13 protein-coding genes and 1 riboswitch are annotated in these 15,606 nt (G+C 73.0%); of the genes, 8 read left to right on the plus strand and 5 right to left on the minus strand.

All coding sequences use genetic code 11. From position 1 onward, the window contains the following. Window positions 1–307 precede the first annotated feature (307 nt). From ACZ56B_RS10000 to rarD, 5 genes are all read left to right on the plus strand, one after another. Window positions 308–979 carry a LuxR C-terminal-related transcriptional regulator gene (locus ACZ56B_RS10000; protein ID WP_468788154.1) on the plus strand — a complete coding sequence of 224 codons (672 nt, stop codon included), beginning with the start codon at window positions 308–310 and terminating at the stop codon, window positions 977–979. Between the two features lie 294 nt (window positions 980–1,273). Then, window positions 1,274–3,202, plus strand: a complete 1,929-nt coding sequence (locus ACZ56B_RS10005) for a 2-oxoacid:acceptor oxidoreductase subunit alpha (protein WP_468788156.1) — start codon at window positions 1,274–1,276, stop codon at window positions 3,200–3,202. After that, entirely contained in the window at window positions 3,195–4,244 is a 1,050-nt protein-coding gene (locus tag ACZ56B_RS10010; protein WP_468788158.1) for a 2-oxoacid:ferredoxin oxidoreductase subunit beta, read from the plus strand. Before ACZ56B_RS10005 ends, ACZ56B_RS10010 begins: the two co-directional genes overlap by 8 nt. A 188-nt stretch (window positions 4,245–4,432) precedes the next feature. Further along, complete coding sequence (locus tag ACZ56B_RS10015) at window positions 4,433–5,287, plus strand: SDR family oxidoreductase (protein WP_468788160.1); 855 nt, start codon at window positions 4,433–4,435, stop codon at window positions 5,285–5,287. A 161-nt stretch (window positions 5,288–5,448) separates the two neighbouring features. Then, entirely contained in the window at window positions 5,449–6,447 is a 999-nt protein-coding gene (gene rarD / locus ACZ56B_RS10020) for an EamA family transporter RarD (protein WP_468788162.1), read from the plus strand. Window positions 6,448–6,533: 86 nt separating this feature from the next. Here the strand turns inward: rarD and ACZ56B_RS10025 are convergent, their stop codons facing one another. After that, window positions 6,534–7,610, minus strand: a complete 1,077-nt coding sequence (locus tag ACZ56B_RS10025; RefSeq protein ID WP_468788164.1) for a tetratricopeptide repeat protein — start codon at window positions 7,608–7,610, stop codon at window positions 6,534–6,536. A gap of 342 nt (window positions 7,611–7,952) precedes the next feature. Here ACZ56B_RS10025 and ctaD point away from each other — a divergent pair, with 342 nt between their 5' ends. Beyond that, window positions 7,953–9,653, plus strand: coding sequence for an aa3-type cytochrome oxidase subunit I (gene ctaD, locus ACZ56B_RS10030; RefSeq protein WP_468788166.1), 1,701 nt, complete (start codon window positions 7,953–7,955; stop codon window positions 9,651–9,653). A gap of 41 nt (window positions 9,654–9,694) precedes the next feature. Then, window positions 9,695–10,048 carry a hypothetical protein gene (locus ACZ56B_RS10035; protein ID WP_468788168.1) on the plus strand — a complete coding sequence of 118 codons (354 nt, stop codon included), beginning with the start codon at window positions 9,695–9,697 and terminating at the stop codon, window positions 10,046–10,048. 18 nt (window positions 10,049–10,066) lie between these two features. Here ACZ56B_RS10035 and ACZ56B_RS10040 read toward each other — a convergent pair whose 3' ends face one another. From ACZ56B_RS10040 to ACZ56B_RS10050, 3 genes are all read right to left on the minus strand, one after another. Continuing rightward, on the minus strand, window positions 10,067–10,606 hold the full coding sequence (locus ACZ56B_RS10040; RefSeq protein WP_468788170.1) for a MarR family winged helix-turn-helix transcriptional regulator: 540 nt from the start codon (window positions 10,604–10,606) through the stop codon (window positions 10,067–10,069). 247 nt (window positions 10,607–10,853) lie between these two features. Beyond that, window positions 10,854–12,086, minus strand: coding sequence for a LolA family protein (locus tag ACZ56B_RS10045; RefSeq protein WP_468788172.1), 1,233 nt, complete (start codon window positions 12,084–12,086; stop codon window positions 10,854–10,856). A 275-nt stretch (window positions 12,087–12,361) separates the two neighbouring features. After that, the gene (locus ACZ56B_RS10050) at window positions 12,362–13,372 is read right to left on the minus strand and encodes a polyprenyl synthetase family protein (RefSeq protein WP_468788174.1); all 1,011 of its coding nucleotides are present in this window, start codon (window positions 13,370–13,372) and stop codon (window positions 12,362–12,364) included. A gap of 614 nt (window positions 13,373–13,986) precedes the next feature. Continuing rightward, window positions 13,987–14,150: riboswitch (cyclic di-AMP (ydaO/yuaA leader) on the plus strand. 3 nt (window positions 14,151–14,153) lie between these two features. Here ACZ56B_RS10050 and ACZ56B_RS10055 point away from each other — a divergent pair. Further along, window positions 14,154–14,639 (plus strand): transglycosylase SLT domain-containing protein, encoded by a 486-nt coding sequence (locus tag ACZ56B_RS10055; protein ID WP_468788176.1) that lies wholly within the window; start codon window positions 14,154–14,156, stop codon window positions 14,637–14,639. On the opposite strand, the gene ACZ56B_RS10060 is transcribed toward ACZ56B_RS10055, so the two are convergent. Next, window positions 14,603–15,475, minus strand: a complete 873-nt coding sequence (locus tag ACZ56B_RS10060; RefSeq protein ID WP_468788178.1) for an HAD family hydrolase — start codon at window positions 15,473–15,475, stop codon at window positions 14,603–14,605. The genes ACZ56B_RS10055 and ACZ56B_RS10060 overlap by 37 nt on opposite strands. Window positions 15,476–15,606 lie beyond the last annotated feature (131 nt).

Below are 15,606 nucleotides of genomic sequence, written 5' to 3' on the forward strand. Positions count from 1 at the left end.
CCACTCCCCCTCTCCCCCCCCCCCCCCCCCCCCCGCCCCCCGCCCCCCCCCCCCCCCCCCCCCCCCCCCCCCCCCCCCCCCCCCCCCCCCCCCCCCCCCCCCCCCCCCCCGGGCCGGTCCCCGCGGGCCGGTCCCGTGTGCGGTGGACGCGCTGCGGCCGGCCCGCCGCGATGGCATCCCCCTCCCCCTCTCTCTCCCCGGATCGCGGTGTCCCGCAGCGTCCCCCGCCGGATGCTGGGATGCTGGACCCGACGGCCGGACCGCCACGGGGGCGGACGCGGCGCGGGGCTGTGGGGGGCCGAGGATCGTGGAGGACAGGGTGCGGGTGGTCATCGCCGAGGATTCGGTGCTGCTCCGGGAGGGCCTGACCCGGCTGCTGACCGACCGGGGGCACGAGGTGGTGGCCGGTGTCGGGGACGGTGACGCGCTGATCAAGACCATCGCCGGGCTGGACGGGCAGGACCTGCTCCCGGACGTGGTGGTGGCCGACGTGCGGATGCCGCCGACGCACACCGATGAGGGCGTGCGGGCCGCGGTGCAGCTGCGCCGGGACCACCCGGGCATCGGGGTGCTGGTGCTGTCGCAGTACGTGGAGGAGCGCTACGCCACGGAGCTGCTGGCCGGTTCCAGCCGCGGCGTCGGCTACCTGCTCAAGGACCGGGTGGCCGACGTACGCGAGTTCGTGGACGCGGTGGTGCGCGTGGCCCGGGGCGGCACGGCCCTGGACCCGGAGGTGGTCGCGCAGCTGCTGGGGCGCAGCCGCAAGCAGGACGTGCTCGCGGGACTCACTCCGCGCGAGCGGGAGGTCCTGGGACTGATGGCCGAGGGGCGGACGAACTCGGCGATCGCCCGGCAGCTGGTGGTGAGCGACGGCGCCGTCGAGAAGCACGTCAGCAACATCTTCCTGAAGCTGGGGCTGTCCCCGAGCGACGGCGACCACCGGCGGGTGCTGGCCGTGCTCACGTATCTCGGCTCCTGAGACCGGGGCCGCCCGCGGCGGGGAGCGCTCCCCGCCGCGCCCTGCGGACGGTCCGTCACCGCGCCCGCGAACCGGGGCGGGCCCGGGCGGCGTCTTCGAAGGCAAGGACCAAGGGGCGGTCACCAGGGGGAATCCAAGGAGAAGGCGGGACATGTCCGGACGCCCGGACGTCTCGTCCTCGTGTCCAATATGCGAATGACCCGAGGTGGACGCCCCTTGCGGACGTAGGGTTGATCCAGGGAGGGCCTACGGGAAGGCCGTCCCGGACAGCCGCCTCGAGGGAGGTCCAGTTCAGTGACCAGCCAGGTCAGCAGCCCAGCGGAGCAGGCCGACGAACCGGCCGTGGGAGAGCAGCGCAAAGCGGCGGGCGCGAAGGACGTCCGCCGTCTGGACCGGGTGATCATCAGGTTCGCGGGGGACTCCGGTGACGGCATGCAGCTCACCGGTGACCGCTTCACCTCGGAGACCGCGTCCTTCGGCAACGACCTCTCCACCCTGCCGAACTTCCCGGCCGAGATCCGCGCGCCCGCCGGCACCCTGCCCGGTGTCTCGTCCTTCCAGCTGCACTTCGCCGACCACGACATCCTCACCCCCGGTGACGCGCCGAACGTGCTGGTCGCGATGAACCCGGCCGCGCTGAAGGCGAACATCGCCGACATGCCGCGCGGGGCGGAGATCATCGTCAACACGGACGAGTTCACCAAGCGGGCGCTGGCGAAGGTCGGCTACGACAGCAATCCGCTCGAGGACGGCTCGCTGGACGGCTACCGCCTGCACCCGGTGCCGCTGACCACCCTGACGGTCGAGGCGCTGAAGGAGTTCGACCTCACCCGCAAGGAGGCCGAGCGCAGCAAGAACATGTTCGCGCTGGGCCTGCTGTCGTGGATGTACCACCGGCCGACCGAGGGCACCGAGAAGTTCCTGACCTCGAAGTTCGCCAAGAAGCCGGACATCGCGGCGGCCAACATCGCCGCGTTCCGCGCGGGCTGGAACTTCGGCGAGACGACGGAGGACTTCGCCGTCTCCTACGAGGTCGCCCCGGCGGCGAAGGCCTTCCCGCCCGGCACCTACCGCAACATCTCCGGCAACCTGGCCCTGGCCTACGGCCTGATCGCCGCCTCCCGCCAGGCCGACCTGCCGCTGTTCCTCGGCTCCTACCCGATCACCCCGGCCTCGGACATCCTGCACGAGCTGAGCCGGCACAAGAACTTCGGCGTGCGGACCTTCCAGGCCGAGGACGAGATCGCCGGGATCGGGGCCGCGCTCGGCGCGGCCTTCGGCGGCTCGCTGGCCGTCACCACCACCTCCGGCCCCGGCGTGGCCCTCAAGAGCGAGACGATCGGTCTGGCCGTCTCCCTGGAGCTGCCGCTGCTGATCGTGGACATCCAGCGCGGCGGCCCCTCCACCGGCCTGCCGACCAAGACCGAGCAGGCGGACCTGCTGCAGGCGATGTACGGGCGCAACGGCGAGGCGCCGGTGCCGGTGGTCGCCCCGCGGACCCCGGCCGACTGCTTCGACGCGGCCCTGGAGGCGGCGCGGATCGCGCTGGCCTACCGCACCCCGGTCTTCCTGCTCTCCGACGGCTACCTCGCCAACGGCTCCGAGCCCTGGCGCGTCCCGGACCTCCAGGAGCTGCCCGACCTGCGCGTGCAGTTCGCCCGGGGCCCCAACCACACCCTGGACGACGGCACCGAGGTGTTCTGGCCGTACAAGCGCGACCCGCAGACGCTGGCGCGTCCGTGGGCGATCCCGGGCACGCCGGGCCTGGAGCACCGGATCGGCGGCATCGAGAAGCAGGACGGCACCGGCAACATCTCCTACGACCCGGCCAACCACGACTTCATGGTCCGCACCCGTCAGGCCAAGGTCGACGGCGTCGAGGTCCCGGACGTCGAGGTCGACGACCCGGACGGCGCGCGGACGCTGGTCCTGGGCTGGGGCTCGACGTACGGGCCGATCACGGCGGCCGTGCGGCGGCTGCGCGCGGCCGGGGAAGCGATCGCGCAGGCGCACCTGCGGCACCTCAACCCCTTCCCGCGCAACCTCGGTGAGGTGCTGAAGGGGTACGACAAGGTGGTGGTCCCCGAGATGAACCTCGGCCAGCTCGCCACCCTCATCCGGGCGAAGTACCTGGTCGACGCCACGCCGTACAACCAGGTCAACGGGATGCCGTTCAAGGCGGAACAGCTCGCGACGGCGCTGAAGGAGGCCATCGATGACTGAGGCACTGAAGCTGGTCCCCAGGGCCGAGGGCAAGCAGTCCATGAAGGACTTCAAGTCCGACCAGGAAGTGCGCTGGTGCCCCGGCTGCGGCGACTACGCCGTCCTCGCCGCCGTCCAGGGCTTCATGCCCCAGCTCGGCCTGGCGCGGGAGAACATCGTCTTCGTCTCCGGCATCGGCTGCTCCTCCCGCTTCCCGTACTACATGAACACCTACGGGATGCACTCCATCCACGGCCGCGCCCCCGCCATCGCCACCGGCCTGGCGACCTCCCGCCGCGACCTGTCCGTCTGGGTCGTCACCGGTGACGGCGACGCGCTGTCCATCGGCGGCAACCACCTGATCCACGCCCTGCGCCGCAACGTCAACCTCAAGATCCTGCTGTTCAACAACCGGATCTACGGCCTGACCAAGGGCCAGTACAGCCCGACCTCCGAGGTCGGGAAGATCACCAAGTCGACCCCGATGGGCTCGCTGGACGCCCCCTTCAACCCGGTGTCGCTGGCGATCGGCGCGGAGGCGTCCTTCGTGGCCCGCACGGTCGACTCCGACCGCAAGCACCTCACCGAGGTGCTGCGGCAGGCCGCCGACCACCCGGGCACGGCCCTGGTGGAGATCTACCAGAACTGCAACATCTTCAACGACGGCGCCTTCGAGGTCCTCAAGGACCGGCAGCGGGCCGAGGAGGCGGTGATCCGCCTGGAGCACGGCGAGCCGATCCGCTTCGGCCACGAGGGGTCCAAGGGCGTCGTGCGGGACCGGGCCACCGGTGATCTGCGGGTGGTCGCGGTGACGCCGGAGAACGAGGCGGAGGTCCTGGTCCACGACGCCCGTTCCGCGTCCCCGACCACCGCCTTCGCGCTGTCCCGCCTCGCCGACCCGGACACCCTGCACCACACCCCCATCGGCGTGTTCCGCTCCGTCGACCGGCCGGTCTACGACACCCTCATGGCCGACCAGCTCGACACCGCCGTCGAGCAGCGGGGCAAGGGCGACCTCGCCGCGCTGCTGGCCGGCAGCGACACCTGGACCGTCGTCGGCTGAGACCGGCGGGGACCGGCCGTTCCACCACCGGGCCCGGGCGCCAGGCGCGCCCGGGCCCGGTCGTACGCCCGCCGGGCCGCGGTCATGTCGTCCCCGCGCCCCGGGCCCACCCGAAGTGGGAACTTTCTTAAAGTTAGCGCTGCACTTATGGTTAGTGCATACGCATCCCCCCAAGGAGTTCTCGCATCATGAGCATCGTCGTCACCGGAGCCACCGGAAAGCTCGGCCGCCACGTCGTGGAGCAGTTGCTGGAGAAGGTGCCGGCCGAGCAGGTCACCGCCGTGGTCCGCAGCGCGGAGAAGGCGGCCGGCCTCGCGGCACGCGGCGTGCGCGTCGCGGTCGCCGACTACGACGCCCCCGAGACCCTCGAGGGCGTGTTCGCACCCGGCGACAAGGTGCTGCTGATCTCCGGCAACGAGGTCGGAGGGGACCGGGTGGGACAGCACACGGCCGTCATCGACGCCGCGAGGGCCGCCGGGGTCGCCCTGCTCGCCTACACCAGCGCCCCCGGCACCCTGACCGCCTCCCTGGCCGACGACCACCGCGGCACCGAGGAGGTCCTGCTGGCCTCGGGCGTGCCGTACGTCCTGCTGCGCAACGGCTGGTACCACGAGGTCTACACCGAGAACCTCGCCCCGGTGCTGGAGCACCGCGCGGTCGTCGCCGCCGCCGGCGAGGGCCGGGTCTCCTCCGCCGCGCGCGCCGACTACGCGGCCGCCGCCGTCGCCGTGCTGACCGGCGCGGGGCACGAGAACACGACGTACGAACTGGGCGGCGACGAGGCGTGGAGCTTCGCCGAGTACGCGGCCGAGCTGAGCCGGCAGACCGGCGAGGAGATCTCCTACCGGCAGGTCACGGTCGAGGAACTCACCGGCATCCTGACCGGCGCCGGCCTGCCCGGGCCGGCGGCCGCCGTGTTCGCGGGCGCGGACGCCTCCATCGCACGGGGCGAGCTGGTCGTCGACAGCGGTGACCTGTCCCGCCTGATCGGGCGCCCCACCACCCCGCTCGCCGAGGCCGTCTCCGCCGCGCTCGGGAGCTGAACCGGGCCGGTTCCCCGCGGCCGGACACCCCCGCCCGTCATGACCGTATTCCGGTACGGGTATGACATGCGGGGGTGTCCGGCGTTACCGTCGTCGGCGGAGGTCGCGCGTCCACGGCTCCGCGCGACGCAGGGGACGCGCAGGGACGAAGGAGGATCCGTGTGACCGGGAAGTCGGCCGCCGAGCGGCGCACAGGACTGTTGAACGGCTTCGCGGCGTACGGGATGTGGGGGCTCGTCCCGCTCTTCTGGCCCCTCCTCAAGCCCGCGGGCGCCGTGGAGATCCTCGCCCACCGGATGGTCTGGTCGCTGTTCTTCGTGGGCGCCGCCCTGGTCGTCGTACGCCGCTGGGCCTGGCTGGGCGAACTGCTGCGCCAGCCGCGCCGGCTCGCCCTGGTCGCGGTCGCCGCGGCGGTCATCACCGTCAACTGGGGCCTCTACATCTGGTCCGTGAACTCCGGGCACGTCGTCGAGGCCTCCCTCGGCTACTTCATCAACCCGCTGGTCACCATCGCGATGGGCGTGCTGCTGCTGAAGGAACGGCTGCGCCCCGCCCAGTGGGCCGCGGTCGGGATCGGCGTCTCGGCGGTGATCGTCCTCAGCGTCGGCCACGGCCGCCCGCCGTGGATCTCCCTCTGCCTCGCCTTCTCCTTCGCGACCTACGGGCTGGTCAAGAAGAAGGTCGACCTCGGCGGCGTCGAGTCGCTGGCCGCCGAGACCGCCCTCCAGTTCCTGCCGGCGCTCGGCTACCTGCTGTGGCTGGGCGCGCGGGGCGACTCCACCTTCACCACCGGGGGCACCGGGCACGCGGCCCTGCTCGTCGCGACCGGGATCGTCACCGCGCTCCCCCTGGTCTGCTTCGGCGCCGCCGCGATCCGCGTGCCCCTGTCCACCCTGGGGCTGCTCCAGTACCTGGCCCCGGTCTTCCAGTTCCTGCTGGGCGTCCTGTACTTCAAGGAGGCCATGCCGCCCGAGCGCTGGGCCGGTTTCGCACTGGTCTGGCTGGCGCTCGCGCTGCTCACCTGGGACGCGCTGCGCACCGCCCGCCGGGCCGCCCGCGCGCTCGCCGGCACGACGGCCGGAACCGGAGCCGCCGTGCGGCGGAAGGCGGACGCGGTGGGCGCGGCGGAGGCGGCGGAGGCGGAACCCGCGGGGCGCTGACCCGCGCGCCGCCCGGCCCGGCCGGGAGACCGGCGGGCGTCCGGCGGCGACGGCACCGACCGCGGCGAGGTGCTCCGGCCGGCCCCTCAGTCCTGCCGGGCGCGGGCGCGCCCGGCCAGCCGGACCATGCGGGCGCGGGCGGACTCCAGTTCCTCGGCCTCGTCGGCGGCCGGGCCGCCCTCGGCGGTGAGCCCGGCCCACAGTCCGATCAGTTCGCGCCCGAGTTCCAGCCCGAGTTCGGCGTCGCGCACCGCGCGCCACGCGGTGGCCGCGCCGCGGACGTTGCCGTAGGCGGCCTCCGCGTCCCCGGCGCGGCGGTGGATCGCGGCGAGGTCCAGGCAGAGCCGGAAGGCGTTCAGCGGATCCCCGGCCAGGTAGGCGATGTACGCGGTGAGCTCGCGCAGCCGCAGCACCTCCGGGTGCTCCGGCCCCAGCGTTCCCGAGGCCTCCGCCACGGTCCGCCGGGCCAGGCGCGCGGCCGTGTCGAGCCGCCCCGTCCGGACGGCTTCGTTGACGCGGGCCGCCGGCTCCGCCAGCAGGGCGGGGGCCGTCGCGTCGCCGGCGGCGGGCGGCCCGTCCCCGAGCACCGCCTCCGCCACCGCGTCGAAGCCGCGGGGCGGAGCGGGGGCGGGGTCCGGGCGGGTGCCGCCGGGCCGGGGGCGGGACGCCGGTCCCCCGGGGCGGCCGGCGTCCGGGACCGGGAGGGGACGGGGCCGCGCGTCCATGACGGGAGGCGGGCCGAACGCACCCGCCGGCGGCGCCACCGTGCCGGGCGGCACGGGCCCCGCCGGCTCGGGCACGACCCGCAGCGGCCCCCTGCCCCGCTCCGGCCGCCGCTCCCGCGCCGCCGGCACGGGCCGTGCGGTGAAGTGGCTGGAGCCGTCGGGGTCGACCCGGAGGGGGAGGACGTAGCCGATGCGTTCGTCGTGGACGGTGGCGAGGACGGCGCGGCCGGAGGCGAGGGCGGCACGGTGGAGGTGGTCCAGCACCGCCTGCTGGATCTCCTCGCCGGGCGCGGCGGTCACCGGCACCCCGCCGACCGACGCCCCGCCCGGACCCGCCCCGGCGGCGGGGACGCGGACGTCGATCGGCACCGCCGCCCGGTTCGCCGCGCGGGCGCCCTGTTCCTGTTCCCGCTTCTTCTCGCGGCTGAGTCGAGCCATCGTTGCCTCATTCGGGTCGTACACCTACCGGCCAGTCTGTCCGCCCGGCCGCTTCTCCCGCGTCACCGCGCTGTCACAGGCTCGTCCCAAGGGCCGTCCGCCGCGGTTCGCCGCCCGGTGGGCGGCGGGTAAGGCCGAGGCGGCGAGCGGGCCGGGGCGGTGCGCCGAACTCCGGCGCCCGACGTACCTGCTTCCCGGTCAACGACCGTTTCCCCTCGAAGTGGCAGGGATGGGCCCCCGATATTTATTTCTCTCGCGAACGAGATACCTTGGTGAAGGCCGGGCCCTCGATGCGCAGGCATCCGCACGCCCGGAGATCTCGCACGCTCGGAGAGGATCGTCGTGACCCTGCCCGCCCCGTCACCGCCCGCCCCATCGCCCCAGGCGACCGCTCCGGCGCGACGCCGCAGGCGGGGCGGAGCCGTCATCGGGTACCTGACCACGACCGACCACAAGCGGATCGGCACCCTCTACCTGGTCAGCTCGTTCGTGTTCTTCTGCGTCGGCGGCGTGATGGCGCTGGTGATGCGCGCCGAGCTGGCCCGGCCGGGCCTGCAGATCATGTCGAACGAGCAGTTCAACCAGGCGTTCACGATGCACGGCACCGTGATGCTGTTCATGTTCGCGACACCGCTCTTCTCCGGCTTCGCCAACTGGCTCATGCCGCTGCAGATCGGCGCGCCCGACGTGGCGTTCCCCCGGCTGAACATGTTCGCCTACTGGCTCTACCTGTTCGGCTCGCTGATCGCGCTCGCCGGCTTCCTCACCCCGGACGGCGCCGCCAGCTTCGGCTGGACCGCCTACACCCCGCTGTCCGACACCATCCGCTCGCCCGGGGCCGGCTCCGACCTGTGGATCACGGGCCTCATCCTGCAGGGCTTCGGCAGCATCCTGGGCGCGGTCAACTTCATCACCACGATCATCTGCATGCGCGCCCCCGGCATGACGATGTTCCGCATGCCCATCTTCACCTGGAACGTGCTGCTCACCAGCGTGCTGATCCTGCTGGCCTTCCCGGTGCTGGCGGCGGCGCTGTTCGCGCTGGAGTACGACCGCAAGTTCGGCGCCCACGTCTTCGACCCCACCAACGGCGGGGCGCTGCTGTGGCAGCACCTGTTCTGGTTCTTCGGCCACCCCGAGGTCTACATCCTGGCCCTGCCGTTCTTCGGCATCATCAGCGAGATCGTCCCGGTCTTCTCCCGCAAGCCGATCTTCGGCTACATGGGCCTGATCGGCGCGACGATCGCGATCGCGGGCCTGTCGGTGACGGTGTGGGCGCACCACATGTACGCCACCGGCGGGGTGCTGCTGCCGTTCTTCTCCTTCATGACCTTCCTCATCGCGGTCCCGACCGGTGTGAAGTTCTTCAACTGGATCGGCACCATGTGGAAGGGCAGCCTCTCCTTCGAGACGCCGATGCTGTGGGCCACCGGCTTCATGGTCACCTTCCTGTTCGGCGGCCTGACCGGCGTGCTCCTGGCCTCGCCGCCGCTGGACTTCCACGTCACCGACTCGTACTTCGTGGTGGCACACTTCCACTACGTGATCTTCGGGACCGTGGTGTTCGCGATGTTCGCCGGCTTCCACTTCTGGTGGCCGAAGTTCACCGGCAGGATGCTCGACGAGCGCCTGGGCAAGATCACCTTCTGGACGCTGTTCACCGGCTTCCACGGCACGTTCCTGGTGCAGCACTGGCTGGGCGCCGAGGGCATGCCGCGCCGGTACTCGGACTACCTGGCGGCCGACGGCTTCACCGCCCTGAACACGGTCTCCACGATCGCCTCGTTCCTGCTCGGCCTGTCGCTGCTGCCGTTCTTCTACAACGTCTGGAAGACGGCCAGGTACGGCGAGAAGGTCGGGGCCGACGACCCCTGGGGCTGGGGCCGCTCGCTGGAGTGGGCGACCTCCTGCCCGCCCCCGCGGCACAACTTCACGACGCTGCCCCGGGTCCGCAGCGACTCGCCCGCGTTCGACCTGCACCACCCGGAGACCGCCGCGGAGGACGACGAGAGGAACCGGGTGGCCGCCGCCGACCGTCGCTGAGCGGGCCGCCCATCCTTCTCCCGAACAGTCAGGAGCCGTCCATGGACGCCAGCCGTGAAGCCGCCCTCGGTCTGCAGCAGATCGAGGGCTACCTCCACCGGGAGGCCAGCCGCCGGGAGGCGCACCGCAGGGCACGGGACTTCGCCCGGGAGCTGCCCGGCCTGACCACGGAGCAGCGCCTCGCGATCGAGCAGGCGTACGCCCGGGAGCAGGAGGAGAACGCCCGCCAGGTCACCCGCCGCATCGCGGAACGCATCCAGCAGGTCGAGGCCCAGTACGCGGCCCGTCACCGCCGCCGCACGCGGGAGATGGCCCTCGCCCTGGGCGTGGTCACCCTGGGGCTGATCGGGCTCTGCATCGCGGTGATCCTCGGCATGTCGGCGGGAGCGGCCTGAGGCCGGCCCGCCGGCTGCTCAGCGGGCGTCCCCCTCCAGGGACGCCAGGAGTTTGCGCAGCGCGTCCGCGACCGCCGCGCGTTCCTCCGGCTCCAGGACGGAGAGCACCTTCCGTTCCAGGTGGTAGTGCTGTTCCAGCACCCGGTCCAGACTCGCCCGGCCCTCCTCCGTCAGGCTGACCAGGGTGCTCCTGCCGTCGACGGGGGAAGGGCCGCGCTCGATCCAGCCCTCGCGCTCCAGCCGGTTGAACCTCCCCGTGAGGCCGGCGGAGGAGACGACCAGCGCCCGGCGCAGCTGTCCCGGCGTCAGCGCGTAGGGAGGACCGCTGCGGCGCAGCGCGTGCAGCACGTCGAAGTCCCCGACGTTGGCCACGGCCATGCCGCCCGAACGGCGCAGCTGCGCCGCGAAGAGTTCTTCCAGCAGCTGGGCCGTCCGCAGCAGACGGGCGGTCACCGCGCTGGACGACACGTCCAGTTCGGCCCACTCGCTCCGCCACTCGGCCAGCATCACGTCCACGCTGTCGCCGTCGGCGGTCTCGGTCTCGTCGTCCTTACGCATTGCGGGCCAAGCGTAGCCGCCCACCGGGCGGTCGGCGCCCGGCCCGACTCCTCCACCGGGGCGGACCCGCCGCTCGCCCGCCCGGCCCCACCGCGCCGCACGGGCACGAGGGTCGGGGCGGCGTCTCCTCCCCCACCACGACGGGACGCGCGCCCGGTCCGGACGCGGGTCCGCCCGTCCGGACCGGGCGCGGACGCCCCGCCCGTCGGTTCTCCCCGTCCCCGCCGTGCCGTGAGGTCCCGGAACCCTACTGGTCCCGGCCGGCCGCCTTCACGAGCGCGTCCTTGGTGACGGCGCCCGCGTAGACCTTGCCGTCCTCGGTGATCAGGGCGTTGACCAGGCGGGTGCTGAACACCGTGCCCGTGCCGAACTCGCCCTCGACCCGGTCGCCGAGCGAGTCGAGGAAGCCGCCGAGGTCACCGCCGGTCTCACCGGCCCCGCCGGCCGGCAGGCCCTCGCCGCCGGTGTCGAGGACCGCGACGGAGTTCCAGCCCTCGCCGAGCACCGTCAGCCCGTCGAGGCCCTTGGCCAGGTCCCCCTCGGACTTCGGGGGGATCCGGGACTCCCCGGAGCGCCCCCGGTCCCGGTCGAGTCCGCCGTCCTCGGTCACCTCGGCGCCCTCGGGCGGGGTGAAGTCGAAGGTCGACGCGGCCGGCCGGTCGAAGCTGACCTTGGTGAAGCCGACGTCCACGACGGCCGCGCCGCCGCTCGACGGGGTGAGCGTGAACTTCAGCGGCATCCCCGTCCCGTGGTCGACCGCGATGCTGATCGCACCGATCGTGGAGCCGGACTGCCTGGGCTTGACGACCAGCCGGTACGCGTCCCGGCCGGCCACCTGGGCGGTGCCGTCGACCGTCACGGACGTGGTGTCGTCGACCGCCTTCAGGACCTCCTCGGCGAAGTCCTTCGGGGTCGCCGGGGGCTGCGACCGCTTCCCGCGGGCCTCGCCGGAGTCGTCGACGGTGGCGTGGTAGACCTCGTTGGACCCGCTGTCGTAGCCCCAGACGTCCTTGCCGTTGTGGATCAGGCTGTACTCGGCGGCGTCCCCCAGCAGCGACACCTTCTGCCGGTCCGGGCCGTCGGCCGCGATCCGCAGCGTGTGCGTGCCGGACGCCAGTTCGGTGAGCCTGGCGGACGGGTCGGCCGCGGAGCCGCCGTCCCCGCCCGGCCCCGTCGCTGCGGACGCGAGGCCGCCCGCCAGTCCGCCGAGGTCCGGCAGACCGAGGTCCGTGGTGATCTTCACGGTGCCGGAGAGCTGCTCGACGTCCGACTGCGCGATCTTCTCGATGAGCTGCGCGGCGGTGATCTCCGGCAGGTCGGGGTCGCCGGAGTCGGCGAGCGCGGGGACGAGCCCGATGGTCGCGGCCGCCACGCCCATCACCGTGACCGGAACCACGTACCGCGCGGCCCTGCGCCGTCCGGCGCGCGGTTCGCCGGCCTCCTCCGCGGTCGTCGTGTCGTCGGATGCGTACGGTGCCATGTGTGCCCTACCTCCGTGGTCGGCGGCGGCTTCCGTCTCGTGTCCTCGCACCAGTCTCCCCCTGAGCCGCCATTCTCACCCGAATCGGTGAGGAGTGGTGATGTCCGTCGTGGTCCATCCGACCAAATCCGGCAGGCGGATACGTCAACCCGCGGGCTCAACTCCGCGTACTGCTGCGGTATGACACGGCGGGCGGTTCGCTCCACCCGACCACTAGGGGTCGTGGGCCGGGGGGGTGACGGAGGAACGGGTCCGGCCCTGCCGCCACCGGCGGCTCAGCCCGCCCGGTGCACCACCGCGTCGCACAGCTCCACCAGCGCCGTCTTCGCGTCGCACTCCGGCAGCGGGGTCAGCGCCGCGCGGGCCTCCTCGGCGTAGCGCACGGTGTCCCGGCGGGCCTGCTCCAGGGCCGGGTGGGCGCGCAGCAGGCGCAGCGCCTCGGCGTGCCGGGCGTCGTCGGTGAGGTCGGAGTCGAGCAGCTCGCACAGGGCGATGTCCTCGGCCAGCCCCAGCCGGGCCGCCCGCTCGCGCAGCCGCAGCACGGGCAGGGTGGCGATGCCCTCGCGCAGGTCCGTGCCGGGGGTCTTGCCGGACTCGTGGGAGTCGGAGGCGATGTCCAGGACGTCGTCGGCGAGCTGGAAGGCGACGCCGAGCCGCTCGCCGTACTGGGTGAGCACGTGCACGACCGTCTCGTCGGCGCCGGCCATCATCGCGCCGAACCGGCAGGAGACCGCGACCAGCGAGCCGGTCTTGCCGCCGAGCACGTCCAGGTAGTGGTCGACCGGGTCCCGGCCGTCCTGCGGCCCCGCGGTCTCCAGGATCTGCCCGGTGACCAGCCGCTCGAACGCCTCGGCCTGCACCCGCACCGCCTCCGGGCCGAGGTCGGCCAGGATGTGCGAGGCCCGCGCGAAGAGGAAGTCACCGGTGAGGACCGCGACGGAGTTGCCCCAGCGGGCGTTCGCACTGGCGACCCCGCGCCGCACCTCGGCCTCGTCCATGACGTCGTCGTGGTACAGCGTGGCCAGGTGGGTCAGCTCCACGACCACGGCCGACGGCACGACGCCGGGCGCGTAGGGGTCGCCGAACTGGGCGGAGAGCATCACGAGCAACGGGCGGAACCGCTTGCCGCCGGCCCGCACCAGGTGCTGGGCGGCCTCCGTGATGAAGGGCACCCCGCTCTTGGTGGCCTCGAGCAGCCCCTCCTCGACAGCCGTCATTCCGGCCTGGACATCGGCTTCCAGAGCCTGGTCCCGCACGCTCAGCCCGAACGGCCCGACGACGGTCACGAGGGGTCTCCTGTCTGCTGGTGTCTGGTGGCGGTTACACGGTTTGTCGATAGGTCGCTGCCCTCACTCGAGTCAGCGTATCCGGTCACGTTTCGATCACCGGCAGCACCCGGGCTTACGGGACGGGCGGCACGGGACCGGAGCTGTCCGGTTTCCGACCGTTTGATCACCACGGACATTCATCACGTTTCCCGGGTGCGGCGATCCGCGCCCGGACCGTGCCTCGGGCCGCATTCCGGGCCGTGCTCCGGGCCACATTCCGGGCCGCCCCCCGCCCCCGTCCGCCCCTCCCACCATCCTGCCGCCCCCGCTGTCCGATTTGCCGTAATTAGCAAGCGAATTCCCCTTGGCGTGAAATGCGATGCGACCGTCCGGCCCGTGAGGTCGGTCACGCGCCGCACGCCCCTCCGCCGCTCCGACGGAACCGGTGATTCCCCTTTTCCCGCAACCGAGTTGGCCCCCCGTGCCGGCAAAGGATCAAGTGTCCCAAAACGCCCACAGCAAGATCAAACGGCCCTATCCGTGATGTCCGCACTTGTTTCCGGCATCCGCTCTCGCATACGTTCCCGGCCTGTCGGGCGGACGCCGAATCCTGCCGCCGCCCGCACCCATCGACGACGAACTCACTCACGCACGGCAGGAGCGGGGGACCCAGGTAAGCCGCCGGACCGGCACACGCCGGAACGGCTCGGGGTGAAGCCGTGCCCGCAAGGGCGCGGCCGGGCACTCTCCCGCCCGAACCCGACAGCTCACCTCGCAGGCGTAGGAGAGGAATCCAGTCATGCCTGCAACCGGTCAGCTCCGCCGTTCCGGCCGCCGCCACCTCGCCCGCTCCCTCGCCGTCGCCGGCGTCGCCGCGATCACCCTCCCGCTGTTCGGCGCGACCAGCGCCTCCGCGGCCACCGCGCCGTCCGACCCGGCCGCCGCCGCCTCCACGACGACGTACGCGAACAACCTCGACGGCTGGATCCGCGAGGCGCTGGCGATCATGGAGCAGAACGGCATCCCGGGCACCTACGAGGGCATCCACCGCAACATCATGCGCGAGTCCTCCGGCAACCCGAACGCCGTCAACAACTGGGACTCCAACGCCGCCAAGGGCACCCCGTCGAAGGGCCTGCTGCAGGTCATCGACCCGACCTTCGCCGCGTACCACGTGCCCGGCACCGCCTTCGACCCGTACGACCCGGTCGCGAACATCGCGGCGGCCTGCAACTACGCCGCCGACCGCTACGGCTCGATCGACAACGTCTTCGGCGCGTACTGAACCGTCCGCTGACGGCCGAGCACGGCCGCCCCGCCGAACAGTCGCTCGAGGACGACGGCCACGCCGTCGTCCTCGTTCGACGCGGTGACCTCGTCGGCCACCGCCTTCAGTTCGGGGTGGGCGTCGGCCATGGCGACGCCGTGGGCCGCCCAGGCGAACATGGGGACGTCGTTCGGCATGTCGCCGAAGGCGATCGTCCGCTCCGGGCCCAGCCCCAGGTGCGCGGCGGCCAGCGCCAGCCCGGTCGCCTTGGTGACCCCGCGCGGCTGGAGCTCCACGGTCCCCGGCCCCGACATGGTGACCGTGGCCAGGGAACCGACCACCGAGCGGGCCGCCGCCGCCAGCGCGTCGTCGGACAGGTCGGGGTGGCGCAGCAGCACCTTGCTGATCGGCCGGTCCCACAGCTCGCTCCGCCGCCCGACCCGCACGGCGGGGAGCGTGGGGTGCGGCATCACGTAGCCGGGCTCGATCAGGGTCAGCCCGTCGACGCCGTCCTGGTCGACCGCGGCGTACACCTCGCCCACCTCGGCCTCGACCTTGCCGAGCGCGGTCTCCGCCAGTTCCCGGTCCAGCGTGACCGACCACAGCAGCCGGTCCGCGCCGGCGTCGTACACCTGCGCGCCCTGTCCGCACACCGCGAGCCCCGTGCCGCCGAGCTCGTCCAGGAGCGGCCGCACCCTGGGGGCCGGGCGTCCCGTCACCACCAGGTGCCGGGCGCCGGCCCGCGCCACCCGCGCGAGCGCGGCGAGGGACCGGTCGGAAAGGGTGTCGTCGCTGCGCAGCAGCGTCCCGTCCAGATCGGTGGCGACGAGTGAGAACGCGGGGGGTGCGGCCATGATCAGAGAATACGGACAGCGCGCCCGCTCGATTCACCACACCCCGGGCCGCCCGCGTCCCGCCCTCCCCGCGCCCCCGCCGTCCGGCGCCCGCCCCCTACCGTCCACGCTCCCCGGGGCGGTACCTTCCA

This window comes from Streptomyces sp. NPDC034670 (assembly GCF_055574875.1).